This window comes from Streptomyces sp. NBC_01478 (assembly GCF_036227225.1).
GTDB lineage: Bacteria > Actinomycetota > Actinomycetes > Streptomycetales > Streptomycetaceae > Streptomyces.
In genome coordinates this window covers 3,892,858-3,915,942 of sequence record NZ_CP109444.1, presented here as the reverse complement: position 1 = coordinate 3,915,942, position 23,085 = coordinate 3,892,858, and the positions used below count along the sequence as shown (strand labels likewise).

Below are 23,085 nucleotides of genomic sequence, written 5' to 3'. Positions count from 1 at the left end.
GGGACGGATCGAGCCGTCGCCTCGGATGCGGATCCGTGCCTCGCGGCCGAACGACAGGGCGAGGCCCTCGCCGGCCGGGCTTCCTGCGAACGCGTACGGCGGAAAGCCCGGGTTCCCCTGTCGCAGGCGTCCGTCAGCCGCGGCCCCGGGGCTCCGTCGAGCGGGGCTGGGTGGTCGGGATCCTGTGCGTGAAGAACAGCGCGAGGAGAGCGGTGAGGGCGAGGACGGCGAGTGCGGCGCGCAGCCCGTCGATCCTGGCGTCGGTGTTCGCGTCGAGTGCCGCCTGGGCCACCTCCGTGCTCGTGCCCGCTTCGTCGAGGGCGGACTTGAGCTGGGCGTCCGACAGGAACGGCGCACCGCTTTGGAGTTCGACCGTCGCCTGGCTCTTGACCGCGGCCGGGATCGCCGGATTCTGCTCCACGCTGGTCAGGAAGGAGGTCGTCAGCGTGGCGATCATGATCGACCCGGCGAGTGCCGTGCCGATCGAGGCACCCAGGTTGGTGACGGCGTTCTGGACGCCGCCGACTTCCGCGCTCTGTGCCTCGGGCACCGCGGACACGGTGACCGACCCGAGCTGGGACGCCAGCGCGCCCATGCCGAGCCCGATCAACAGGAGGGGGACGGTGACGATTTCGGCGCCCGCGTCCGCGTCGAGCGCGGCCATCAGGACCACCGCGCCCGCGAGCAACGCGAGGATCCCGAGCCGCACCACCCGCCGCGGCGAGACATCCGGGAAGAAGCGGGGGATCAGAACGGCGGCCGCCAGCAGTGTCAGCGAGAGCGGCAGGATACGGGCGCCGGTCTTGAGCGCGGACAGGCCCAGGGCGACGGACAGATAGAGCGGTACGACGAAGAAGACGCCCATCTGTACGAGGTACTGGAAGAAGAACATCGTCAGTCCGCCGGTGAGCTGCTTGTTGCGCAGCATGTCCGGGTCGACGAGCGGCTCCCTGTGTCGCACCACCAGGCGGGCCTCCCAGCGGAGGAAGAGCCAGACCAGCAGCAGACCGGCCAGCATCAGCCACACGGTCAGCGAAACCCCGAGCCACGAAGGTGCGTCGGGCTTCGGCTGGAACCAGCCCCATTCGTCCGAGCGGAGGACTCCGTAGACGAAGATCCCGAGCCCGAGGGCGGAGAGCGTGGCACCGACGAGATCGATGCGCGGGCGTTCGCCGATCGGCGCGTCCGCGATGTGGCGGCCCAGCACCAGGATGCCGAGCACCATCACGACCTCACCGGCGAAGACCCACCGCCAGGAGAAGTACGTCGTCGCGACACCCCCGATGAGCGGCCCGACCGCGATCGCCACGGCGCCCGCGGCCGCGACGAGCCCGTAGGCGGCGGGACGGCGTTCAGTGGCGAAGTTGCTTGCCACCAGCGCCACGATCGCGGGCAGGATGAGAGCTGCCCCGATCCCCTCCAGGAACGACCAGCCGAGCAGCAGTACGGACAGGTTCGGTGCGAGCGCCGTGGTGAGGGAGCCGCAGCCGTAGATGACGCAGCCGATCATGAACGCGCGTTTGCGTCCGATCAGTGCGCCCGCCTTGCCGCCGGGGATCATGAACATCGCCATCACGAGGGTGTACGCCGTGATGGCGCCTTGGACACCTGTCACCGTCGTGCCCACGTCCTCGGCCACCGTCGCGATCGAGACGTTCATGACGGAGCTGTCGAGCGCCATCAGGAACTGACCGGCGGCGAGTGTCAGCAGGACGAGTCGCGCCGATTTCGAACTCTCAGCAGTACCTGCGTCGGGTGCCATGCGCGCATGCTCCCAGCCGTCCCGGAGGGCGATCCGCGACCCGCCACGGAGGTCAACCGGTTGGCGGACCGAGGGGTAATCCGTCGGCCGTGGGTTGGAGTCCCACCCGCCCGACCTGTGCAGGTCTTTGACCTGGGGAAACGTTCTGACCGGCCTGACCTGCGAAGATGTGGTGCCGCCGCAGAGGTTCCCCGGGCGGAACCCGTCTGTCATCTGACGGACGCTCGGGCGCAACCTTCCGGTGTTCTGACGTGTCCACGTAGTGTGCTGACGATACGTAGAACATGGCGTACGGCGGCGGCCGCCGCTTTCGCGACCGCCGTCATGGCGGTCGCGACCCCGGCCGCGCACGCCGCCGGAACGACGCTCGTCCTGGATGCCCAGGAGAACTACTACCTCCCCACCGAGGGCGAGGGCCCGAACCTGGACCTCGGCATCACCGCCTCGGGCGGGGACGCCCATGACGTCTCGGTCGCGGTCGACGCGTCGTCCCTCGCCGGGAAGGCGACGATGGTGGTCACGGGGGACTGTGTGAGCACCGGCACCCTGAAGGTGAGGTGCGACGTGGGCCCGCTGTCGGGCGGGGAGTCGATCGACCCGTTCTTCCTGAAGCCCACCGCTGCCGCCAAGGCGGGTGACACCGGTGCCATCACCTACACCGCCACCGCCTCCGACGCGGCCACCGTGACGGGGAAGACGGACGTCCTGGTCGGCGGGCCGAAGCTCGTCGCCCGGCCCTACCCGGCGCTGAAGGGCATCGCGCCCGGTGCCGTCTTCGAGCGCACCCCGGCCTTCGCCAACACCGGCGCAGCCCCCGCAGACAAGGGCGTCATGCTGCTGGTGCAGGACTCGGAAGGCGTCTCTCTCGCCCGTGACCACTCCAACTGCCACTACTCGGACCAGTCCGACGTCGGCGCCTGGTGCCGGTTCGACACCACGGTCGCGCCCGGCGCGGCCTACGAGACGGACGCGCCGCTGCGCTACACCGCCTCCAAGGACACGATGTACGGCTACAACACCTACGTCGTGTGGCCGGTCGGCGGCACCGCGCCCGACTCCTTCGACCCGTCCGACTTCCCCGGGACCGGCACCGGCGCGCCGCTCGGCCTGAAGTCCGTCGCCTCCGGCTCCGGATTCACCGGCTCCGGGTACGGCACCTTCGCCACCACCCAGCACGCCGACTACCAGGCGCTCGCCGACACGGTCGAGGGCAAGGTCGGCGAGACGGTGAGCATCACCGTGGGCGTGCGGAACAACGGGCCGGGCCGGATGGACTTCCAGTGGGGGGACGCCGACAACTCCGGCACGTTCGTGGTGACCCCGCCCGCCGGCACCACCATCACCGGTGCTCCCGGCGCCGGCGAGCAGGGCGACCCCGGGCCGCTGTGGAACTGCACACCGGGCAAGGCCGGCGCGAAGAGCTACACCTGCGACATCGGCAGCACGGACTTCCGGCCGGGCGACTCCGTGACCCAGGAGTTCACGGTGCGGATCGACCGGGTCGTCCCCGACGCGCGGGGCAGCGTGCGGGCGGTGGAGAACCCCGAGTACCCCAACCGTGACGACGACGCGGCGAACGACACCGCGGCGATCGCGGTGAAGGCCACCGGCTCGGCGACGTCCAGCCCGTCGCCCAGCGCCTCCGCTTCCCCGTCGGCCACGGCCACGGCCACCGCGAGCCCGTCAGGCTCCGGGGCGGGAACCAGCGGCGGGACGACGACCGGCGGCGGGCTCGCCGCCACGGGCGCGGACGGAGTCCTGCTGCGGGCGGGCACCGCCGTCCTGCTGGTGGCGGGCGGCGCGCTGGTGTTCCTGGCGGCGCGGAGGTCGCGGCCGCAGGGCGGCCGCTGAGGTATTCCGTCACCTCGCGCACCGCGTTTCGTCGGTAGCCGTCGTCGCGGCGCAGGCGTAAGTGCCGCCCCGCGTACTTGGAGGCCACTCGCCTTTGAGTACGCGGGGCGTTGGAAAGGAAATCCGCTGCGCATGGGTTCGAGACCCTCTCCCCAACTGGGGAGAGGGTCTCGAACCGGGTGTGCGTGTTCATCGGGGACGCGTTCCGTTTTGCGGGTCGGGCCGGGTGAGATGCCGGCGACGAGTTCGTCGGGTTGGGCCTCCAGGAGCATGCCGAAGCCCATGCGGCGGACGTGCCTGGGGACGATCGGCGGTAGCGGTGCGGATGCGGTGCCTGGTCCGCCCGAAGCAGACCTTCCGTGGTGGGACGGTCGGACGGCCATCGACCGGGGAAGAATGACCAAACGTCCCCGGGAGGTACGGCCATGACACCCAGTAAGCGGATCGCGAGGATCACCGAAGAGCAGGAAACGAACATCCGCGAGATCGGGAAGGACTGGAACGCGGTCGACCGGGCGACCGGGCCGGGTGACCGCGCTGCCGCCGAGGACGCGGTCCGGGAGGTTTACCGGGGCCTCGGGCTGCCGCCCCCACGGTTCATCGTCTGGCTCGACTCCCCATGGGCCGGCCTGATCGGGCAGGCGGTGCTTCCCGGTGTCATCGCCTCGGTGACGGGAGGAAGACATGCCCGGCTGCGCGCCCGGTTCCGCCGACGGATACGTGGGCAGTTGCGCACCGGAGGGGATTTCCTCCACGCAGAGGTCGTCGACCAGGCCAAGGCCCAGGTGACCCGCGCGCTGGACAGGCGAGTGGGGTCGACGGTCGTGGGGGAGCTGTCCCGCGGGTACCCCTGGCGGACGGTGGCGCAGAGCGCGATGGTGTGGCCCGCCGACGGCAGGAAACCCGAGCCGTGGGCTCAGCCTCGGGTGCAGGAGGAACTGGCCGCGCAGGTGGCCGCCCAGGCAGGCATCGCCCCGGTACCCGAGGTGCCGCTGTTCCGGCTGCCCCACCGCTGGCGGTACGAATTTCCGCAAGGGAGGGACGTGGCGACGTTCGCGTGGGCCGACGCCATGGAACTCATCGGCGTCACCGGTCTGGATATCGTCCGTGCCGAGCAGCAGGTGAGCCGGCACGCGGGCCTGTGGTGGGCCTACCGCGACTACGCCGTCCTCACCCCCCGCCCCGACGTCCTGCGGCAGGACGCCCAGGGCAATCTCCACTGCGCCGACGGACCGGCGGCGGTGTGGCCCGACGGCTGGGTGATCCATGCCTGGCACGGCAGGGAGGCTCCCGGCAGCCTGGTCGAGGGGTACTGGGACGCCGACCGGATCCTGGAGGAGAGCAACAGCGAGATACGCCGCGCCGCGATCGAACGCATGGGCTGGGGCGAGTTCATCGCCGCCGCGGGCCTGCTTCAGATCGGCTCCAGCGAGCCCGATCCCGGCAACCCGGGGTGCCGACTCGCCCTCTACGAACTGCCCGCCGGGGCGTTCCCCTCCAGCACCTCACGGGTCCTGCTGTGCACCAACGCCACACCCGAGCGCGACGGCACCCGCCGCCAGTACGGGCTCTTCGTGCCCGTCGACACCCCCGATCCGGTCACCGCGGCGGCCGGCATGCTCGGCCTCACCCGCGAGCAGTACCTCACCCTCGACCGCGCCACCTGAATCGGAGAGCCCCATGGCCCAGCAACAGCGCACCCTCGGATACGTCACCACCCTCGCGGGAACCGACGTCCTGGAACACCTCGACCGGCAGGCGGCCATCCCGGTCTCCTCAGGTCTGCAGCGTCAGGGCGATGTCGGGCTGATCCCGGTCGGCCTCATCGGGTACAAGCCCCCGAAGGGCGGCAAGCCGGTCCCCGCCGCCGGAATACCGCTGGTGTCGTCCGGCGACGGCGCGCACACCCACCTGCTCGTGGCCGACGGAAGGGTGACCTGGGCTCCGATACGTGACGGCGGCGCCGACGTCGGCTGTTTCACCGTCCACGAGAGCGCCACCGCCTATGTCCTGCATCCCGAACACGGGGCCATGGGCCACGCCCCGGGGGTCTACCTCGTACGCCGACAGGTCGAGGACCACGGCCGCCTCGTCGGCGACTGACCCGGCGGAATCGTCACGAGCACTGTCGGGTGGGGGCCTTGACGACGGTTGAAGAACGATGCCGTAGCCAAGGTCACCTCCCCGTCGAGCGGATCACGGCGACAGGGCAGTCCGCCCGGTGCAGTGCCGCCCGGCCGGCCGGGCTCAGCGGCGCGCCTCTCCGGCCGCCCCGGCTGCGCACACCGACCACGACCAGTTGTGCCCGGGTGCTCGCCTTCACGAGCGCCCGGCGGAACCCGCCTCGGACGACGGAGCGGTGCGTGGTGACGTCCGGGTGCTTCTCGCTCTGTACGGACAGGGCGTCGGCGAAGGCGTTGTGCGACCGGCTGTTCCACGCGGTTGTCCTGTCCAGCACGACCAGGTCCGCGCCACGCGCCGACGCCTCGGCGTAGGCGAACTCCACCGCTTCCCGGACCTCCTGCGCGGGGCCGCCGACCAGCACGACGGGACCGGTCGGGTCCGGCCTGCCTCGCACCACCAGCACCGGAGTACGTCCGTGGGCCGCCAACCGCCTCGCGACCGAGCCGAGTCGCAGCGACCCGGACCTGCCCGGCGGACGGCCGCCGACCACGAGGAGGGACGCCTCACGGGATTCGGACTCCAGCACCGCCACGGGGGAACCCATCAGGACCTCGTGTGTCACACGGAGCTGAGGCTCGGCACGGACGGCCCATCGTTCGGCCTCGGTCAACGCGCCCTTCACCACTCGGTACGCGCCCGCGCCACTTCGGTCCCAGGGCGGAACACCGGGCGACACATGGGCAGTTGGCCATTCATAGGCGTGCGCCAACCGGAGTTCCACCCCGATGCGGTCGGCTTCGTGCGCCGCGGCCTCCACCGCGGCCATCCCCGACTGCGAGCCGTGCCTGGAGCTCCGCCAGCAGCTCGTCCAGCTTCAGTTGCGGCAACCGCAAGCGGGCCGCACGGGCCTCCTCGGGGCTTCCCACCTGTGTCTCCTCGGGCCTGGGGACCGTCGCCGAGGCCGTCGTGACACACACCCGGGACGGGGTTCGGCAGTCGGCATCAGGGCCGTCCGGTCTCCGATCGGGGCCCATCGGCCCTGTGTTCGGGCCGCGGCCGGGGAGACAGTAGAGGCAGGAGCGGCACCGATCCCCCGCGGTGTCGCTCCGCCCGCGTATCCGCCGATGCGAGGAAACGAGTACCGAGAACGGTACGGAATCCATCATGGCCAATGACGACAACCGACCGATCCCTCCGTGGCCTCGCCGCCGAGTCGAGCTGGACAGCGCCGAGGCACTGCGGCTGCTGGGCAGCGTGTCGTTGGGGAGGATCGTCTTCACCCGGCACGCGCTGCCGACCGTACGCCCGGTCAACCACGTCCTCGACCACGGCGACATCGTCATCCGCACCCACGAGGGTTCCGCGCTGATCTCACGCACCCAGCCGGCGGACGGCCCCGGTGTCGTCGTCGCCTATGAGGCCGACCTCATCGACCCGGACTCGCACCTCGGGTGGAGTGTGGTGGTGACGGGCTACGCCCAGCGTGTGACCGACCCCGGTGAACTGGCCCGCTGCGAGGCGCTGGTGCGGCCGTGGGTGGAGACGAACATGGCTCACACGATCCGTATCCGCCCCGACCTGGTCACCGGCACCCTGCTCACCGCCGACGGCCGGTCAGCCCATGGGGACGAGGACCACGGGGCAGTGTGAGTGGTGCAGGAGGGTGTGTACGACCGGACTCAGGTGGCCGCTGTGCCGCCCGCCCGGCCGACGCGATCCGATGACCACCACCGAGGCGTCCCGGGTGGCGTCCACCAAGGCGTGCGCCGGAGCCGTGCGCGCCGTCCGGCTCTCGGCCTCGGCCCCGAGGTGCTGCTCCCGTGCCCCGGCCACGGCGAAGCGCGCCAGGGCCTCCTCGGCCCGGCCGCCCGGGACACGCAGGCGCACACCGCGCAACTCCGCCTCCTCAAGGGCGTAGCGGGCTGCCTCCGTATCGGTGTCGGTCCCCGGACCGAGCAGCACGTCACGGGGGTCGTCGTGCAGGCGTTCCCCGCGTACGACCATCAACGGGCCCCGCACCTGCGCGGCGAGCCGCGAGCTCACCGCGCCGCACACCCGCCCGGCCAGCTCGCCGAGCCCCCGCGTGCCCACGACGGTGAGCACCGCGTCCGCGCTCTCGCGGGCCAGCGCCCGCACGGCGCCGTCCTCCACGGCCCTGGTCACCACGGGTATGTCGGGATGCCGTTCGCGCACTCGTGAGGCGGCGGACGCCAGAATCGGACCGGCCTCGTCGCGATCGGGCACGGCGTACACCACACGCAGCGTGGCGCCGCGCCGCGCGGCTTCCTCCGCGGCCTGGTCCAACGCCCGTACGGAGACCAGTGAGCCGTCCACTCCGACGACCACGTGGTGGAGAGTCATGGGCCTGCTTCCTTCTGTGCGCGGCGCGAGCCGGGGGTGTGTTCCCAGCGACGATGCTCGTCGCCCGCCGGCGCGAGGGGCAGGAGCCGAGGGGACCCGTCGGAACGCCGAACGGCCCCTTGAGACAGAGCCGTTCGGCGAGGACGAGGGCTGCCGGACAGAGCCGTACCTGCCGTCCCCAGGGCCGAACGGCCCTGCCCGACACCGGGATCCGGTCCCGAGCGGCCCATCGACAGGGCCCCCTTCGACCTCTGTGAGCGTGGTCCCGGGGCTGCCACCTTCGATGTGATGACGCGACGGAACGCGACGGAAGGAGATGAGGGGCCATGACCGGGTGCGAGCCGACGAGGAAGTGGTGCTGGCGTTGGCGGAGCAACCCGCTGCGGCGTCGGGACGACATCGTCGAGGCCTGGGTCGTGCTGGCGGTGTGGACTGCGATCGCCGTCGGAGGTGTGCTCGCCGGCCTGGTCACGGCGCACGCCGCCGACGTGACCTTCGCACGGCAGCGCGCCGAGCGGCGTACCGTCCGTGCCGTGCTCCTCGGCGACGTGCCGAAGCCGGCGGGAGCCGGTTGGTCCGCGGGCGACAAGGTCCAGGCGCCGGTCCGTTGGACCGCTCCAGATGGTTCCCTCCGCACCGGTCGCACCCTGGTCGGCACCGGCCGCACGGCAGGAACCGCTGTCGTGGTCTGGCAGGACAGCCGTGGCGCGCTGACCACCGCACCGCCGAGCCCGGGGGACGCCGCCGTCGAGGCGGGCTTCCTGGGCGCACTCGCCGGGCTCGCCCTCACCGGCGCCGTCCAAGGCGTGGGTGCTGTAGCACGGTGGCGGCTCGAACAGCGGCGCATCGAGAAGTGGGGCCGGGAGTGGGAGACAGTGGGGCCCACCTGGGGTCACAGAACCGCCTGACGGCCGAGGCGGGCGGCAGCGGCCGTTCCCCCGCACGCTCTCAACTACCCAGTGGGTCGGGCGACTTCGGCTCACCTGTATGAAGGCACCAGTCCTCGCGTAGAGAGGCACACCGTCATGGAACGCGTCATCGTTTCCTACGCCGACGGCTCGGTGAACGGCCGGGCCGTCATCCGCTGGGCCGCTCGGGAGGCCGCACTGCGCGGGCTGTCGCTGCGGGACGTCCATGGCTCACCGCCCGACGTCCCGGACACGACGAGGCTCGTCGTGGCGGCCGTGCCGGGGCTGGACGTACCCGCGTTCTCGGCCCACCCCCTCGTGCTGGTCCCCGAACGATGCACGGCTCGGCGCGCCGCGCATGCCGTACCCGAGGTCGTCCTCGGTCTGAACGCCCGCCGACCCGCCCCGGGCGCCGTCGACTTCGCCTTCGACGCCGCCCGGCTGCGAGGTGTACGACTGCGCGTCGTGCACGCGTGGCAGTTCCCCTCCCGCGCCGCCGAACCGCCCTTCGGCGTACCGGAGGAGGACCGCGGCGCATGGGAGGACCAAGAGGTGCGGCAACTGGCCGACGTGCTGCGGCCGTGGCGGGAGAAGTACCCCGAGGTACAAGTACTGGAGGATGTACGGCTGTTCACTCCGGCCCATGCCCTGGTCGAGCGGTCGACGGGTGCCGGGCTGGTCGTCGTGGGCCGGCGATCGGAGAGCGAGCCGGGCACGGTCGCGCGGGCGCTCTCGCGTGATGCACGGTGCCCCGTCGCCGTGGTGCCCTCGTAGCCCCGCCGCCATGTGGCTGCTGACTGCCGGTCGACTCACCGGCGACAGGTCGGGGATGAGCCCCTCCTTGCGCAGGACCTCGGCGACGGCCTCGGCCTCGGCGATCCTCGCGGTGGAGCCGTTGGCCGTGCCGTAGGCGACCGGCACACTGGCCGGACCGGGATCTCGCCCCCCCGCCGGCCGCGACGCCGCTACGCCGGGACGACGACCGTGAGCCACTCCGCCTCGCGTGGCCGGTATCCGTAGCGGTCCCACAGTCCCGACACGATCGCCGGGACGTGGCCGGCTCCGTAGACGACGGCGACCCGGAACCGCTCGTCGCCGTGCTCCGCGTGGATCTCGCCGAGGGCGTCGAGCGACCGCTGGTCGCGCCGATCGGACAGCGCGTGCTCCACGGGACTGTCGGCCAGCATCTCCGCCCGCAGCGTCGACGGCAGATCCTCGAGCTCCTGGTCCTCGTCGAGGAAGGCGCGCGGACCGCGCAGCGCGAACACCAGGCCCATCATCGGGGCCGCGACCATGAGCAGCAGGTACATCCACCGCGGCAGCGTCTTGAGATCCTCGATCGCCTCCGCCGCGGTCACATCCGGGTTGACGACCGGCACGCCCTCCGGGAGCAGCACGTCGTCGCGCTGCTCCTCCAGGCCGTTGCGCCGCCGGCGCGGGGCGAACCGGTAGGCGAGCGTGAGGGCACTCACTCCCGCCGACTTCCCCCGGATTCCCTCAAGGACGATGAGGTCGCACTCCCTGAGCCTGAGGCGGACCTGGGAGTAGAACGTCGGGGACGCCACATGCACCATCGGGAAGATCACGAATTCAAGTGGCTTCCCTTTCCGCCGCATGGTGATCACGGCGGATCTGACGGCATACCCGGTCACCTCGATGATCTGCATGATCCCCCCGCGAACCTCGCCCGGTTGCGCTTCCACCCGCATCAGGACACGAGTCGGTCCAGGTCCGCGGTTCCCTGACGAGCAGTCGTATGCGGTCCATGCCCGCGGGGGGTCCTCGGGATGTGTCAGTCGTCGGTGACCAGTGCCGTCAGGTCGAGGAGGCGGTTGGTGTAGCCCCATTCGTTGTCGTACCAGCCGAAGACCTTGACGAGGGTGCCGTGTGCCTGGGTCAGGGCGGGGTCGAAGATGCAGGATGAGGGGTCGCCGATGACGTCGCGGGAGACGATCGGGGCCTTCGACACCCGGAGGATGCCGTTGAGCGGGCCTGCGGCGGCCTCGTCGAAGACCGCGTTGACCTCCTCGGACGTCACCTCGCGCCGCAGCACGACCGCGAGGTCGGTGAGCGAGCCGTCCTCGACGGGCACGCGCACCGCGATGCCGTCCAGGGCACCGGCCAGCTCCGGCAGCACCAGGCCCACGGCGCGGGCGGCGCCGGTGCTGGTGGGGATGATGCTCAGGGCCGCCGACCGGGCCCGGCGCAGGTCCTTGTGCGGGGCGTCGAGGAGGGACTGGTCGTTGGTGTAGCCGTGGATGGTGGTCATCATGCCGCGCTCGATGCCGAAGGTCTCGTGGAGGACTTTGACCATGGGGGCGACGCAGTTGGTGGTGCAGGAGGCGGCCGAGACGATGCGGTCGTGGTGGCGGTCGTAGGTCGTGTCGTTGACGCCCATGACGATGGTGGCGTCCGCGTTCTTGCCCGGGGCGGACAGCAGCACGGTGTGGGCGCCGGCCTTGAGGTGCAGGGCGGCGGAGTCGCGGTCGCGGAAGCGGCCGGTGGACTCGACGACGACGCTCGCGCCGTAGTCGGACCAGTGCAGGGCGGCCGGGTCGCGTTCGGCGCTGACGGCGATGCGCTTGCCGTCGACGGTGATCGAGCTGTCGTCGTGGCTGACCTCGCGTCCGATGCGGCCGAACGTGGAGTCGTACTCCAGGAGATGGGCGAGGGTGGCGGCCGGGGTGATGTCGTTGATCGCGACCACCTCGACGTCCTGGGTGCCCGCCTCGGCGCGGTCCAGTGCCGCGCGCAGATAGGTGCGGCCGATCCGGCCGAAGCCGTTGATGCCGACACGAACGGTCATGGCGGTGAACTCCTTTGCAGGGCAGGGATGTTGCGGGGTGAGGTCAGGCGTTCCAGGTCCAGTCGGCGACTTCGGGCAGGTCGGTGCCGTGTTCGCGGATCCAGGCGTGGTGGCGGGTGCGGGCGTCGGCCATGGTCTGGCGGACGGCGGCGGCGCGGACGGCGAGGTGGGGCACGCGGTCGATGACGTCCATGACGAGGCGGTAGCGGTCGAGGTCGTTGCGGACGACCATGTCGAAGGGTGTGGTCGTGGTGCCGGATTCCTTGTAGCCGCGCACGTGCAGGTTGGCGTGGCCGGTGCGGCGGTAGGCGAGGCGGTGGATGAGCCACGGGTAGCCGTGGTAGGCGAAGATGACCGGCTTGTCGGTGGTGAACAGGCCGTCGTACTCGAAGTCGCTCATCCCGTGCGGGTGTTCGTCGCGCGGCATGAGCCGCGTCATGTCGACGACGTTGACGACCCGGACGGCGAGGTCGGGCAGGTGGCGGCGCAGCAACTGGGCGGCGGCCAGCACCTCCAGGGTCGGAACGTCACCGGCCGCGGCGAGGACGACGTCGGGTTCGCCGTCGTTCCCGGTGCCGGCCCATTCCCAGATCCCGGCGCCGCGCGCGCAGTGGGCGCGGGCCTGGTCCATGGACAGCCAGTCGAAGCAGGGCTGTTTCCCGGCGACGACCACGTTGACGTAGTCGCGGCTGCGCAGGACGTGGTCGGCCACGGAGAGAAGGGTGTTGGCGTCCGGCGGGAGATAGACCCGCACGACCTCGGGGCTCTTGTTGAGGACGTGGTCGACGAAACCGGGGTCCTGGTGGGAGAAGCCGTTGTGGTCCTGGCGCCACACGTGCGAGGTCAGCAGGTAGTTGAGGGAGGCGATCGGTGCCCGCCACGCCAGCTCCCGTGATGTCTTCAGCCACTTGATGTGCTGGTTGACCATGGAGTCGACGATGTGGACGAACGCCTCGTAGCAGGAGAACAGTCCGTGCCGGCCGGTCAGCAGGTAGCCCTCGAGCCAGCCCTGGCAGGTGTGTTCGGAGAGGATCTCCATCACGCGGCCGTGCCGGTCCAGGTGTTCGTCGACCGGGAGGAACCCGGCCTGCCAGGCCTTGCCGCTGGCGTTGAAGACGGCCTGCAGCCGGTTGGAGGCGGTCTCGTCGGGGCCCACGACCCGGAAGTTGCGGCTCGCCGACGTGTCGTGCATGACCTGTTCCAGCAGGTCGCCCAGGACGCGGGTCGGTTCGTGCAGGGTGGTTCCGGGCTTGTCGACGGGGACGGCGAAACGGTCCAGGGACGGGACCGGCAGGTCGCGGACCAGCAGGCCGCCGTTGGCGTACGGGCTGGAGCCCAGGCGCTTGGCGCCTTCGGGCAGGCAGGCGAGGACGTCCGTGACGGGCCGGCCGTCGGCGTCGAAGAGCTGCTCGGGGTGGTAGGAGCGCAGCCAGGTCTCCAACTGCCGCAGGTGCTCGGGGTTTTCGCGTACTTCGGAGAGCGGGACCTGGTGGGCGCGCCAGGTGCCCTCGACGGGGACGCCGTCGACCTCGGCGGGACCGGTCCAGCCCTTCGGGGTGCGCAGCACGATCATGGGCCAGTGCACGCGCTCGGCGACGCCGTCCTCGCGGGCGGACTGCTGCATGACGGCGATGCGGTCCAGCGCGTCGTCGAACGCGGCGGCCATCGCCCGGTGCACCTGGAGCGGGTCGTCGCCGGTGACGTGGATCGGGTCGTGGCCGTAGCCGCGCAGCAGCTCGTCGAGCTCGGACTCGGGCAGGCGGGAGAGGACGGTCGGGTTGGCGATCTTGTAGCCGTTGAGGTGCAGGATCGGCAGGACCGCGCCGTCGTGGACCGGGTCGAGGAACTTGTTGGAGTGCCACGCGGCCGCGAGCGGTCCGGTCTCCGCCTCCCCGTCGCCGATCACGCAGGCGACCAGGAGGTTGGGGTTGTCGAAGGCGGCGCCGTAGGCGTGGGCGAGGGAGTAGCCGAGCTCGCCGCCCTCGTGGATGGAACCGGGTGTCTCCGGTGCCACGTGGCTGGGCACGCCGCCGGGGAAGGAGAACTGCTTGAACAGCCGCTCCATGCCCGCCCCGTCGCGGGAGACGTCCGGGTAGGTGTCGCTGTAGCTGCCCTCCAGCCAGGAGTTGGCGAGCACGGACGGGCCGCCGTGGCCGGGGCCCCACACGCACAGCGCGTCCAGGCCGCGCGCCTTGATCACCCGGTTGAGGTGGGTGTAGACGAGGTTCAGGCCGGGCGAGGTGCCCCAGTGCCCGAGCAGCCGCGGCTTGATGTGCTCCGGCTTCAGCGGCTCGGTGAGCAGGGCGTTCGCCATCAGGTAGATCTGGCCCGCGGCAAGGTAGTTGGCAGCCCGCCAGTGCGCGTCCAGGGTGCGCAGTTCGTCGTCGGAGAGCGCGGTGCTCTGCTGGTCTTCGACCTTGGTCATGGTGACTCCGTAAGTCCTCGAGGTGACGTCATCGAGCGGCGAAGCAGGACACGGCCGCGGCCTTCACACACGGTGTGGCACGACGGCGACCGGGCAGGTGGCGTGGTGCAGCACCGCGTGGGCGACGCGGCCGAGCTGGAGCCCGAAGGTGACGTCGCGGCGCTTGGCCCCGACGACCAGGAGGCCGGCGTCGGCCGCGGCGTCGAGGAGCACCCGGCGGGCGTGGCCCTCGACGGTGTGCCGGTGCAGTTCCACGTCGGCCGGAACGTCCGCGACCGCGGTGTCCAGTGCCTCCACGGCCCGTTCCTCGTGCAGCCGGGCCGGTTCTCCGGACATCAGCGGATGGTCGGTGGTCTCGTACGCGGGGCAGCGCCAGGCCCGTACGGCCTCCAGGGGCACCCCGCGACGCCGGGCCTCGTCGGCCGCGAAACGCACGGCCGGGGAGTCCTTTCCGTCCTCTCCGACGCCCACCACGACGCGGCCGCGGGTGCCGGCGGCGGCCCGGTCGTCGTGGCTGCCGCGCAGCACGATCACCGGGCAGTCCGCGTGCGCGGCCACGGTCAGGCTGACGGAGCCCAGGAGCATCTCCGTCAGGCCGCCGCGCCCCCGGGTGCCGAGGACGAGGGCGGTCGCCAGCCGGCTCTCGCGCACCAGGGCGTACTCGGGTTCCTCGGGCAGCACGTCGACGCTCACGTCGAGGTCCGGACGGCGGCGACGTGCCCGGCGTGCGGCACTGTCGACGACGTCCTCGGCCAGCACCTGCTCGTCGGGTTTGCCGACGTCGTCGGCGAGCGAGGTGCCCTCGTAGCGTTCCCACAGCGACGCGTACACCAGCCGCAGCGGCAGTCCGCGCAACGCGGCCTCGTCGGCCGCCCAGTCCACGGCCCGCAGACTCGGCTCGGAGCCGTCGACGCCGACGACGATCGGCAGGGCCTTCGTCATCACCCTCACCGCCCCGACGTGAGGTCGAAGACGATCCGGGCCTTGACCTCGCCGCGCAGCACCTCGTCGATGGACTCGTTGACGGTGTCCAGCGGCCGGGTCTCGGAGATGACCTCGGTCCGTCCGGCGGCGTGCAGTTGGAAGACCTCGGTGAGGTCCTGGCGGGTGCCGACGATCGAGCCGATCACCGAGGTGCCGTTCAGCACGGTGTCGAAGATCGGGACCTGGATGCTGCCGTGCGCGGGCAGGGCGACCATGACGAGCTTCCCGCCGCGCCGCAGACCCGAGTTGACCGCGGCGAACGCGCCCTCGTTCACCGCGAGCGCGATGGCCGCGTGCGCACCGCCGTGCCGCTTGAGGACCTCGCCCACGTCGTCCTTGCGGGCGTCGATCACGAGGTCCGCGCCGAGTTCGGCGGCCAGTTCGAGCTTCTCGTCGGTGACGTCGATCGCCGCGACCGTTGCCCCCGCGATCTTCGCGTACTGCACCGCCAGGTGGCCGAGCCCGCCCACCCCGGAGATCGCGACGAGCTGCGAGGGCCGCACACCGGCGACCTTGAGGGCCTTGTACGTGGTGACGCCCGCGCAGGTCAGCGGGGCGGCGTCGATGGCGGACACGCCGTCGGGCACCGGCTGGGCGAAGTCCGCCCAGGCCAGCATCTGCTCCGCGTACCCGCCGTCGCAGCCGTAGCCGGTGTTGACCTGCTGCTCGCACAGCGTCTCCCAGCCGGACAGGCAGTGCTCGCACCGCCCGCAGGCCCAGCCCAGCCACGGCACCGCCACCCGCTGCCCGACGGTCAGGTGGGTGACGCCGTCGCCGAGCTCCTCGACCAGGCCGACGCCCTCGTGACCGGGCACGAACGGCGGCTTCGGCTTGACGGGCCAGTCGCCGTGCGCGGCGTGGATGTCGGTGTGGCACAGCCCCGACGCCTCGACGCGGACACGGACCTGCCCGGGGCCGGGCTCGGGATCGGGACGCTCCTCGATGACCAGGGGTTCACCGAAGGCCCGGACAACTGCTGCCTTCATGACTGCTGCTCCTCAGGGGGACGGGGGTGGATCAGTCGGTCGTGGGTCAGTCGTGGGCGACGACCGCCACGGGGGCGGTGGAGTGGTGCAGGACGCCGTGCGCGACCGGGCCGATGTGCGCGCCGAGCCCGCCACGGCGGATCCGGCGGCCGATCACCACCAGACACGCCTCACGGGAGGCATCCACCAGATGGTCGGCGGCACTGCCCACACGGGGCTCCAGCACGACCTCGACCGCGGGGTGCTTCCGGCGCCAGGGGCGCAAAGCCTCGGTGAGAGCCGCCGCCTCCTCGCGGAACAGCCCGTCGTTCAGACCCGAGTCGAACGCGAGACCGTAGGCGTAATACGGCGGCAGGCCCCAGCCGTAGACGACCCGCAGCGCGGTGCCGCGCCGGGCGGCCTCGGCGAACGCGAACTCGATCACCGCGTCGGCCGGAGCGCCGGCATCGACGCCCAGCACCACCGGCCGGGACGCAGTGGCGGACGCGGGGCTCGTCCCGTCCGCGGCGACGGTCTGCTCGCCGGCCCGGACCAGGACCACGGGCAGCTCGGCGTGCGCGACCACGGCAAGCCCGACCGAACCGACCAGGAACCCGCCGACGCCGCTCAGCCCACGCGAGCCCAGGACCAGCAGCTCGGCGTCCTTCGCCGCATCCACCAGCGCGTCCGCGGGCGAGCCGGTCACCTGCTCCTCGGTCACGTCCAGGCCGGGGTGGCGCAGGCGCAGGCCCTCGCCCGCCTCGCGCGGAATCCGCTCGCTCCAGTGCTGCTGCGTCTCCGCTCCCAGCAGCGGGGCCTGAGCCATGGGTACCGGCACGGGCTCCCAGACGTGGACGATCTTCAGCGGCAGGCCGAGCAGTCGTGCCTCACGGGCGGCCCACTCGGCCGCCGCGCGGCTCTCGGCGGAGCCGTCGAAGCCAACGGTGACGGTGCGGGTCATGATGTCTACCTCCTGGATCGGGGGTCCTGATTCGAGCTTCGTGCTCGGACGGGGCGCCGGGCAGGGGCCGCAGGTCCCTGCCCGGGACCGAACGGCCCTGTCCGGTGTCCGGCACGGCGGGCCCACCGACGGGCCCGCCGCACCTCCCGCGGTCACCGCAGCCAGCGGCTGTCACGGATGAGCGGGAGCCTGGCCCAGACCTTGCCGAGGCCGAGGGTGTCGCCGGCGGCGACGGCGGCCAGGGCGATCAGGACGACGGCGTAGATCAGGTGGTAGTCCACGAACGGGTTCGACGACATGCTCGGCGAGCCGTCCGAGAGGTGCCTGGCCGGCGGCCACTCGGCCAGCCACATGAACGCCATCATCAGCGTGCCCCCGACGGCCGCGAAGCGCAGCGCGACGCCGGCGACGAGCGCGACACCGATACCGAGCAGACCGAGCATGAACAGCCAGTTCGCCCAGCCCGCACCGGCCCAGTCATGGAACGTGGACTCCATCGGACCGGCCGCCACAGAGCTCAGGAAACCCTTGGTCGGCGAGCCGCCATCGATCCAGCCCTTGCCCGACGGAGTCGCGTAGCCGAGGCCGAAGGTCTTGTCGAGGAAGGCCCACAGGAAGACGAACCCGGTGAGGAGGCGCAGGGACGCGAAGGCGTAGGCACGCGCCGAAGTGGCCGTCGTAGCGGCTGCCGTCACGGCGCCGTCCGACGCCGAGCCGTTCCTGCGGAACGCGGGCAGGTGGAAGCCGGAGGTGCGGTGCGGGTGCTCGTGCACGGCCATGGTGGTGATCCCTTCGGGGAGGAGCGGGACTGTCTGTTCGGTGTCTGACGTCTCTCACTCTCGTCCCGTGGGACGGCGGGCGCCGGATGCCGAAGGTCCGCGACCGCAGGGCTGAACGGCCCTGTCCGCAGGGACTGTTGGGGTGCACGGCCGGCGCTTCGCGGATGCCGAAGGGCCGGCCGCCGAGGCTGTCGCTCAGTAGGCCGACAGACCGTGCGCCCGGAACTGGTCACGGACGCGCTCTGTCAGGTCGGCCCCGGGAACGGGGTTGTCGCGCAACTGGAACGGAATGCCGAGGGCTTCGTACTTGGCCGCGCCCAGCTTGTGGAACGGCAGGACGTCCACGCGGTCGACCGTACCGAGTCCCGCGACGAAGTCGGCCAGCGCGTCGACGGCCTCCGGATCGTCGGTCCAGCCGGGGACCAGGACGTACCTGACCCACATCGGGATGCCGAGTCGGTCGAGGCGGGTGGCGAAGTTCAGGGTGGGGGCGAGTTCGCCGCCGGTGAGATGGCGGTAGGCCGCGATGTCGAAGGACTTGATGTCCAGGAGCACCAGGTCGGTGTCGGCGAGGAGTTCGTCGGTGGCGCGGGCGCCGAGGAAGCCGGAGGTGTCGAGGGCGGTGTGCAGTCCGGCCTCCTTGCAGCGGCGCAGGATCTCGCCGGTGAAGGCGGACTGCAGCAGCGGCTCGCCGCCCGTGACGGTCACTCCGCCGCCGGCCGTGGTGATGAAGGCGCGGTACTTGTCGATCTCCGCCATCACCTCGTCGACGTTCATCTCCTGTCCGTCGCGCATGTGCCAGGTGTCGGGGTTGGCGCAGTACAGGCAGCGCAGCGGGCAGCCGGAGACGAAGAGGACGAACCGGGTTCCGGGGCCGTCGACGCCGGTGGACAGGTCCCAGGAGTGGATCCGGCCGGTCGTCGCGGTCCGTACGGTTTTCACAGTGATCCGTGGAAGGTGCGGCTGATCACGTCGAGTTGCTGTTCGCGGGTCAGGCGGACGAAGTTGACGGCGTAGCCGGAGACGCGGATGGTCAAGTCCGGGTATTTGTCCGGGTGTTGCATGGCGTCTTCCAGCGTGGACCGGTCCAACACGTTGACGTTCATGTGGAAGCCGCCGGCCGATGTGTAGGCGTCGAGGATGCCCACCAGGTGCCCGGCGCGCTCGTCGGGCGCGTGCCCCAGTCCCTCGGGCGTGATCGTCGTCGTCAACGAGATCCCGTCACGGGCCTGTTCGTACGGCAGCTTGGCCACCGAGAGGGCGGAGGCGGCGACTCCGTGCCGGTCGCGGCCGTTCATCGGGTTGGCGCCGGGGGCGAAGGGCTGTCCGGTGAGGCGGCCGTCGGGGGTGTTGCCGGTGTGCTTGCCGTAGACGACGTTCGAGGTGATGGTGAGGACGGACTGGGTGTGTTCGGCGCCCCGGTGGGTGGGGTACTGGCGCACCTTCGCCATGAAGGACTCGACGAGTTCTACGGCGATGCTGTCGGCGCGGTCGTCGTTGTTGCCGTACGCGGGGAAGTCGCCCTCGGTGCGGAAGTCGACGGCGAGGCCGGTGGCGTCGCGGAACACCTTCACCCGGGCGTACTTGACGGCGGACAGGCTGTCGGCGGCGACCGACAGGCCGGCGATGCCGCAGGCCATGAAGCGGTGCACGGGGTAGTCGTGCAGGGCCATCTCGATGCGTTCGTAGGCGTACTTGTCGTGCATGTAGTGGATGACGTTGAGCGCGTTGACGTACGTCCGGGCCAGCCAGTCCAGGACGTGGTCGTAGGCCTTGGAGAGTTCCTCGTAGTCGAGGTAGTCGCCGGTCAGCGGAGGTGTCGGGGTTGCGATCTGGTCGCCGGTCATCTCGTCGCGGCCGCCGTTGACCGCGTAGAGGAGGGCTTTGGCGAGGTTGACGCGGGCGCCGAAGAACTGCATCTGGCGGCCGACCTGCATCGCCGACACGCAGCAGGCGATCGCGGTGTCGTCGCCGGTGCCCGGGCGCAGCAGGTCGTCGGACTCGTACTGGAGGGCGCTGGTGTCGATGGAGACCTGGGCGCAGAACTCCTTGAAGGCGAAGGGAAGTTGGGGCGACCACAGGACGGTCAGGTTGGGTTCGGGGGCGGGGCCGAGGTTGTAGAGGGTCTGCAGGAAGCGGAAGGAGGTGCGGGTGACGAGGGTGCGGCCGTCGTCGCTCATGCCGCCGATGGACTCCGTCACCCAGGTCGGGTCGCCGGAGAACAGGGCGTCGTACTCGGGGGTGCGCAGGAACCGTACGATCCGCAGCTTGATCACGAAGTCGTCGATCAGTTCCTGGGCGCGGGACTCGTCCAACACGCCTTCGTCCAGGTCGCGTTGGAGATAGACGTCCAGGAAGGTGGAGGTGCGGCCGAGCGACATCGCGGCGCCGTTCTGCTCCTTCACGGCGGCGAGGTAGCCGAGGTAGAGCCACTGCACCGCCTCGTGCGCGGTCGCGGCGGGCCGGGAGACGTCACAGCCGTAGGTCGCCGCCATGCGTGTCAGTTCGCCCAACGCGCGTGTCTGCTCGGCGAGTTCCTCCCGGTCGCGGATGACCTCGGCGGACGACGCGCAGGCGTCGAGCAGGGCCCGCTCGGCCTTCTTGGCCTCGATCAGCCGGTCCGTGCCGTACAGCGCGACGCGCCGGTAGTCGCCGATGATCCGGCCGCGGCCGTAGGCGTCGGGCAGTCCGGTGATGATGCCCGCCTTGCGGGCGGCGCGCATGTCGGGGGTGTAGGCGTCGAAGACACCGTCGTTGTGGGTCTTGCGGTAGGTGCCGAAGACGCGCGTGACGAACGGGTCGGGCTCGTAGCCGTAGGCCTTCAGGCTGTTCTCGACCATGCGCAGGCCGCCGTTGGGCATGATCGCGCGCTTCAGCGGGGCGTCGGTCTGGAGGCCGACGATCAACTCCCGTTCGCGGTCGATGTATCCGGGCGCGTGCGAGGTGATCGTGGAGGGGGTGGCGGCGTCCACGTCGAGGACGCCCAGGCGCCGCTCCTCCGGGAACAGGGCGCTGACCTTCTCCCAGACGGCGCGCGTGCGGTCGGTGGGACCGGTCAGGAAGGTCGCATCACCTTCGTACGGGGTGTAGTTGGCCTGGATGAAGGCGCGCACGTCGACGCCCTCGCGCCAGCCGGTTCCCGCGAACTCCCGCCAGGCGTCGGCCGTCCGGTTCTCTGCTGCCGTGGTGATGGTCATCGCCGGTTCCCTCTCGTGCTCGTTCCCGCGCGAGTGCGCCTTCCGCTTCTGATCCTGGTCAGCGGCCGTGCCGGAGGGGAGTGCCGACCGGAGTCCGGGGGCAGGGCCATGCGGCCCTGCCCCAGCGGCCGTGCGGCCCCACGACCGCCCTCACACGACGGTGAGATCCGGGCGGACCAGCGTCCCCGACCTGCCGTGGACGATCTCGTACGCCGCGTCCAGGGCCCCTATCGCGGCCAGAGCGCCGGTGCGTTCGACGAACCGGGCGGCGGCCTCGGTCTTCGGTCCCATGGAGCCGTCCGGGAAGTCGCCGCCGCGCAGTTGTGCGGGGGTGGCGTCGAGGAGGGGCTGTTGGTCCGGGCTCCCGTAGCCCTCGTAGACGCACGGCACGTCCGTGAGGACGAGCAGGAAGTCCGCCTTGAGGTGTTCGGCGAGCAGGGCCGCGGTGAGGTCCTTGTCGACGACGGCCTCCACTCCGGTCAGCGCGCCCGTGTCGTGGTCGGCGGTGACGGGGACGCCTCCGCCGCCGGCGCAGATCACCAGGACACCGGCGCCGAGCAGTTCGTGGATGGTGTCGGTCTCCACGATCCGCTCCGGGACCGGTGAGGGCACGACGCGCCGCCGGCCCTTGCCGTCCCGCGCCATGGGCCAGCCCCGGTGCCGGGCGAGGGCCTGGGCGATGTCCTCGCCGTAGACCTGGCCGACGAACTTCGTGGGGTGCTCGAAGGCCGGGTCGTCGGCCCGGACGAGGGTGTGGGTGACGAGGGCGGCGATACGGTGGCCGGGCAGCGCGTCGTGCAGGGTGCGGGCCAGCAGGGAGCCGATCATGCCCTGGGTCTGGGCGCCGAGCAGGTGCAGCGGGTACGGGGCGCTGAGAGCGGGGTCGGCCGCGCTCTCCATGGCGAGCAGACCGATCTGGGGGCCGTTGCCGTGGGTGATGACCAGCTCGTGCTCGTGGGCCAGCGCCGCGAGCGCGGTGGCGACCCGGTCGATGTTCGCCTGCTGGACGGCGGCGTCGGGGCGTTCGCCGCGGTGCAGCAGGGCGTTGCCGCCGAGGGCGACGACGATGCGCATGGCTCGGTCCTCCGGAGTGTGCGGTGTCCTGCGCAGTCGCGTGGCGGGCGGCCGACGTTGCCGCGGCCGTACGACCAGTGCGGCACACCCTCATCGAACCGTCGGACCGGCGCGGGCACAGGGTGCCGGAAGTCTCCCGGCCGGAGCCGACCGGCCCGGTCGACGGACCGGGTGGCCCATGGTCCGCCGCGGGGCGCCGGACGCACGCTGGCCATGGCAGTTCCGAAACGCCGTCGGGAGGCACGCCGTGATCACCACCCCCACCCCCAGCATGCTGCGCGCGCTGCCCGCCGAACACCGGCAGCGGCTTCTGCGCACCGCCCGCGAGGTCTCCTTCCCGCAGGGGACGCGCCTGTTCGAGGAGGGCGGCCGGGCCGACCGGTTCTGGATCATCCGCACGGGCACGATCGAGCTCGACATGCGTGTCCCGGGCCGTCGCCCGGCCGTCATCGAGACCCTCCGGCACGACGAACTCGTCGGCTGGTCCTGGCTGTTCGCCCCGCACGCCTGGCATCTGGGTGCCGAGGCGACGACCCCGGTGCGGGCGTACGAGTTCGACGCCACGGCCGTCCGCCTGATGTGCCGGGAGGACCCGGCCCTGGGCAATGCCATCGCCCAGTGGGTCGGTGACGTGCTCGCCCACCGTCTCCGCTCCGCCCGGACCCGGCTGCTGGACCTGTACGCCCCGTACGGCGCCGGCACCACCGTCTGACCGGGCCCGCGGGCCGAAGCGACAACGAGCGGGAGCCGCTGTGTACGGCCCCCGCACAGCGTCGGCGACGCCATGCCGCACACCGGCGCGGACGGGTTTCGAGGGCGACTGGGGCCGGTCGGCCCTAGTGCAATGACGCCCGGCGCGTGATGATCGTCCTCACGGGCAGCCCGCTG

The 23,085-nt window shown here is 71.5% G+C and carries 21 protein-coding genes; 8 read left to right on the top strand and 13 right to left on the bottom strand.

The window, feature by feature from the left end:
• Positions 1 to 133: 133 nt before the first annotated feature.
• Positions 134 to 1,762, bottom strand: a complete 1,629-nt coding sequence (locus OG223_RS17590) for an MFS transporter (RefSeq protein WP_329249117.1) — start codon at positions 1,760 to 1,762, stop codon at positions 134 to 136.
• Positions 1,763 to 2,026: 264 nt separating this feature from the next.
• Between OG223_RS17590 and OG223_RS17585 the strand changes: the two genes are divergently transcribed.
• The 3 genes from OG223_RS17585 (at position 2,027) to OG223_RS17575 (ending at position 5,716) form a co-directional block, all read left to right on the top strand.
• Positions 2,027 to 3,613 (top strand): hypothetical protein, encoded by a 1,587-nt coding sequence (locus OG223_RS17585; RefSeq protein ID WP_329249115.1) that lies wholly within the window; start codon positions 2,027 to 2,029, stop codon positions 3,611 to 3,613.
• 425 nt (positions 3,614 to 4,038) lie between these two features.
• Positions 4,039 to 5,280 (top strand): DUF6745 domain-containing protein, encoded by a 1,242-nt coding sequence (locus OG223_RS17580; protein WP_329249112.1) that lies wholly within the window; start codon positions 4,039 to 4,041, stop codon positions 5,278 to 5,280.
• A gap of 13 nt (positions 5,281 to 5,293) precedes the next feature.
• Entirely contained in the window at positions 5,294 to 5,716 is a 423-nt protein-coding gene (locus OG223_RS17575) for a hypothetical protein (protein ID WP_329249109.1), read from the top strand.
• 73 nt (positions 5,717 to 5,789) lie between these two features.
• Here OG223_RS17575 and OG223_RS17570 read toward each other — a convergent pair whose 3' ends face one another.
• Complete coding sequence (locus tag OG223_RS17570; RefSeq protein WP_329249106.1) at positions 5,790 to 6,563, bottom strand: universal stress protein; 774 nt, start codon at positions 6,561 to 6,563, stop codon at positions 5,790 to 5,792.
• A gap of 338 nt (positions 6,564 to 6,901) precedes the next feature.
• Here OG223_RS17570 and OG223_RS17565 point away from each other — a divergent pair, with 338 nt between their 5' ends.
• Positions 6,902 to 7,387 (top strand): pyridoxamine 5'-phosphate oxidase family protein, encoded by a 486-nt coding sequence (locus OG223_RS17565; protein ID WP_329249103.1) that lies wholly within the window; start codon positions 6,902 to 6,904, stop codon positions 7,385 to 7,387.
• Here the strand turns inward: OG223_RS17565 and OG223_RS17560 are convergent.
• On the bottom strand, positions 7,352 to 8,098 hold the full coding sequence (locus tag OG223_RS17560; RefSeq protein WP_329249100.1) for a universal stress protein: 747 nt from the start codon (positions 8,096 to 8,098) through the stop codon (positions 7,352 to 7,354). The genes OG223_RS17565 and OG223_RS17560 overlap by 36 nt on opposite strands.
• Positions 8,099 to 8,424: 326 nt before the next feature.
• Here OG223_RS17560 and OG223_RS17555 point away from each other — a divergent pair, with 326 nt between their 5' ends.
• The 3 genes from OG223_RS17555 (at position 8,425) to OG223_RS17545 (ending at position 9,916) form a co-directional block, all read left to right on the top strand.
• On the top strand, positions 8,425 to 9,006 hold the full coding sequence (locus OG223_RS17555; protein ID WP_329249097.1) for an Rv1733c family protein: 582 nt from the start codon (positions 8,425 to 8,427) through the stop codon (positions 9,004 to 9,006).
• Positions 9,007 to 9,123: 117 nt separating this feature from the next.
• A complete protein-coding gene (locus OG223_RS17550; RefSeq protein ID WP_329249094.1) occupies positions 9,124 to 9,780 on the top strand; it encodes a universal stress protein in 657 nt (218 codons plus the stop codon).
• A 10-nt stretch (positions 9,781 to 9,790) separates the two neighbouring features.
• Entirely contained in the window at positions 9,791 to 9,916 is a 126-nt protein-coding gene (locus OG223_RS17545) for a hypothetical protein (protein WP_329249091.1), read from the top strand.
• Positions 9,917 to 9,971: 55 nt separating this feature from the next.
• Here OG223_RS17545 and OG223_RS17540 read toward each other — a convergent pair whose 3' ends face one another.
• The 10 genes from OG223_RS17540 to OG223_RS17495 form a co-directional block, all read right to left on the bottom strand.
• Positions 9,972 to 10,673, bottom strand: a complete 702-nt coding sequence (locus OG223_RS17540; RefSeq protein WP_329249088.1) for a hypothetical protein — start codon at positions 10,671 to 10,673, stop codon at positions 9,972 to 9,974.
• A 125-nt stretch (positions 10,674 to 10,798) separates the two neighbouring features.
• Positions 10,799 to 11,812, bottom strand: coding sequence for a type I glyceraldehyde-3-phosphate dehydrogenase (gene gap, locus OG223_RS17535; RefSeq protein WP_329249085.1), 1,014 nt, complete (start codon positions 11,810 to 11,812; stop codon positions 10,799 to 10,801).
• A gap of 43 nt (positions 11,813 to 11,855) precedes the next feature.
• Entirely contained in the window at positions 11,856 to 14,237 is a 2,382-nt protein-coding gene (locus tag OG223_RS17530) for a phosphoketolase family protein (protein ID WP_329249082.1), read from the bottom strand.
• A gap of 63 nt (positions 14,238 to 14,300) precedes the next feature.
• Positions 14,301 to 15,179: a universal stress protein gene (locus OG223_RS17525; protein ID WP_329249079.1), complete on the bottom strand. Its 879-nt coding sequence runs from the start codon at positions 15,177 to 15,179 to the stop codon at positions 14,301 to 14,303.
• Positions 15,180 to 15,184: 5 nt separating this feature from the next.
• Entirely contained in the window at positions 15,185 to 16,207 is a 1,023-nt protein-coding gene (gene adhP / locus OG223_RS17520; RefSeq protein ID WP_329249077.1) for an alcohol dehydrogenase AdhP, read from the bottom strand.
• A gap of 46 nt (positions 16,208 to 16,253) precedes the next feature.
• Positions 16,254 to 17,147 carry a universal stress protein gene (locus tag OG223_RS17515; protein ID WP_329249074.1) on the bottom strand — a complete coding sequence of 298 codons (894 nt, stop codon included), beginning with the start codon at positions 17,145 to 17,147 and terminating at the stop codon, positions 16,254 to 16,256.
• A 152-nt stretch (positions 17,148 to 17,299) separates the two neighbouring features.
• The gene (locus OG223_RS17510) at positions 17,300 to 17,926 is read right to left on the bottom strand and encodes a DoxX family membrane protein (protein ID WP_329249071.1); all 627 of its coding nucleotides are present in this window, start codon (positions 17,924 to 17,926) and stop codon (positions 17,300 to 17,302) included.
• Between the two features lie 195 nt (positions 17,927 to 18,121).
• The gene (pflA, locus tag OG223_RS17505; protein WP_329249068.1) at positions 18,122 to 18,868 is read right to left on the bottom strand and encodes a pyruvate formate-lyase-activating protein; all 747 of its coding nucleotides are present in this window, start codon (positions 18,866 to 18,868) and stop codon (positions 18,122 to 18,124) included.
• A complete protein-coding gene (gene pflB / locus OG223_RS17500; protein ID WP_329249065.1) occupies positions 18,865 to 21,123 on the bottom strand; it encodes a formate C-acetyltransferase in 2,259 nt (752 codons plus the stop codon). Before pflB ends, pflA begins: the two co-directional genes overlap by 4 nt.
• 150 nt (positions 21,124 to 21,273) lie before the next feature.
• Positions 21,274 to 22,197: a carbamate kinase gene (locus tag OG223_RS17495; RefSeq protein ID WP_329249062.1), complete on the bottom strand. Its 924-nt coding sequence runs from the start codon at positions 22,195 to 22,197 to the stop codon at positions 21,274 to 21,276.
• Positions 22,198 to 22,444: 247 nt separating this feature from the next.
• Between OG223_RS17495 and OG223_RS17490 the strand changes: the two genes are divergently transcribed.
• Entirely contained in the window at positions 22,445 to 22,909 is a 465-nt protein-coding gene (locus OG223_RS17490) for a Crp/Fnr family transcriptional regulator (protein WP_329249060.1), read from the top strand.
• Positions 22,910 to 23,085: the final 176 nt, after the last annotated feature.

Bases quoted from the DNA above. Each gene is read 5' to 3' on its own strand.
- OG223_RS17495 (WP_329249062.1), bottom strand. From the start codon at position 22,197: ATGCGCATCGTCGTCGCCCTCGGCGGCAACGCCCTGCTGCACCGCGGC.
- OG223_RS17580 (WP_329249112.1), top strand. From the start codon at position 4,039: ATGACACCCAGTAAGCGGATCGCGAGGATCACCGAAGAGCAGGAAACG.
- OG223_RS17565 (WP_329249103.1), top strand. From the start codon at position 6,902: ATGGCCAATGACGACAACCGACCGATCCCTCCGTGGCCTCGCCGCCGA.
- OG223_RS17540 (WP_329249088.1), bottom strand. From the start codon at position 10,673: ATGCAGATCATCGAGGTGACCGGGTATGCCGTCAGATCCGCCGTGATC.
- OG223_RS17550 (WP_329249094.1), top strand. From the start codon at position 9,124: ATGGAACGCGTCATCGTTTCCTACGCCGACGGCTCGGTGAACGGCCGG.
- OG223_RS17545 (WP_329249091.1), top strand. From the start codon at position 9,791: ATGTGGCTGCTGACTGCCGGTCGACTCACCGGCGACAGGTCGGGGATG.
- OG223_RS17525 (WP_329249079.1), bottom strand. From the start codon at position 15,179: ATGACGAAGGCCCTGCCGATCGTCGTCGGCGTCGACGGCTCCGAGCCG.
- OG223_RS17515 (WP_329249074.1), bottom strand. From the start codon at position 17,147: ATGACCCGCACCGTCACCGTTGGCTTCGACGGCTCCGCCGAGAGCCGC.
- gap (WP_329249085.1), bottom strand. From the start codon at position 11,812: ATGACCGTTCGTGTCGGCATCAACGGCTTCGGCCGGATCGGCCGCACC.
- OG223_RS17510 (WP_329249071.1), bottom strand. From the start codon at position 17,926: ATGGCCGTGCACGAGCACCCGCACCGCACCTCCGGCTTCCACCTGCCC.
- OG223_RS17590 (WP_329249117.1), bottom strand. From the start codon at position 1,762: ATGGCACCCGACGCAGGTACTGCTGAGAGTTCGAAATCGGCGCGACTC.
- OG223_RS17570 (WP_329249106.1), bottom strand. From the start codon at position 6,563: ATGGCCGCGGTGGAGGCCGCGGCGCACGAAGCCGACCGCATCGGGGTG.
- OG223_RS17575 (WP_329249109.1), top strand. From the start codon at position 5,294: ATGGCCCAGCAACAGCGCACCCTCGGATACGTCACCACCCTCGCGGGA.
- OG223_RS17560 (WP_329249100.1), bottom strand. From the start codon at position 8,098: ATGACTCTCCACCACGTGGTCGTCGGAGTGGACGGCTCACTGGTCTCC.
- OG223_RS17530 (WP_329249082.1), bottom strand. From the start codon at position 14,237: ATGACCAAGGTCGAAGACCAGCAGAGCACCGCGCTCTCCGACGACGAA.
- pflB (WP_329249065.1), bottom strand. From the start codon at position 21,123: ATGACCATCACCACGGCAGCAGAGAACCGGACGGCCGACGCCTGGCGG.
- OG223_RS17555 (WP_329249097.1), top strand. From the start codon at position 8,425: ATGACCGGGTGCGAGCCGACGAGGAAGTGGTGCTGGCGTTGGCGGAGC.
- adhP (WP_329249077.1), bottom strand. From the start codon at position 16,207: ATGAAGGCAGCAGTTGTCCGGGCCTTCGGTGAACCCCTGGTCATCGAG.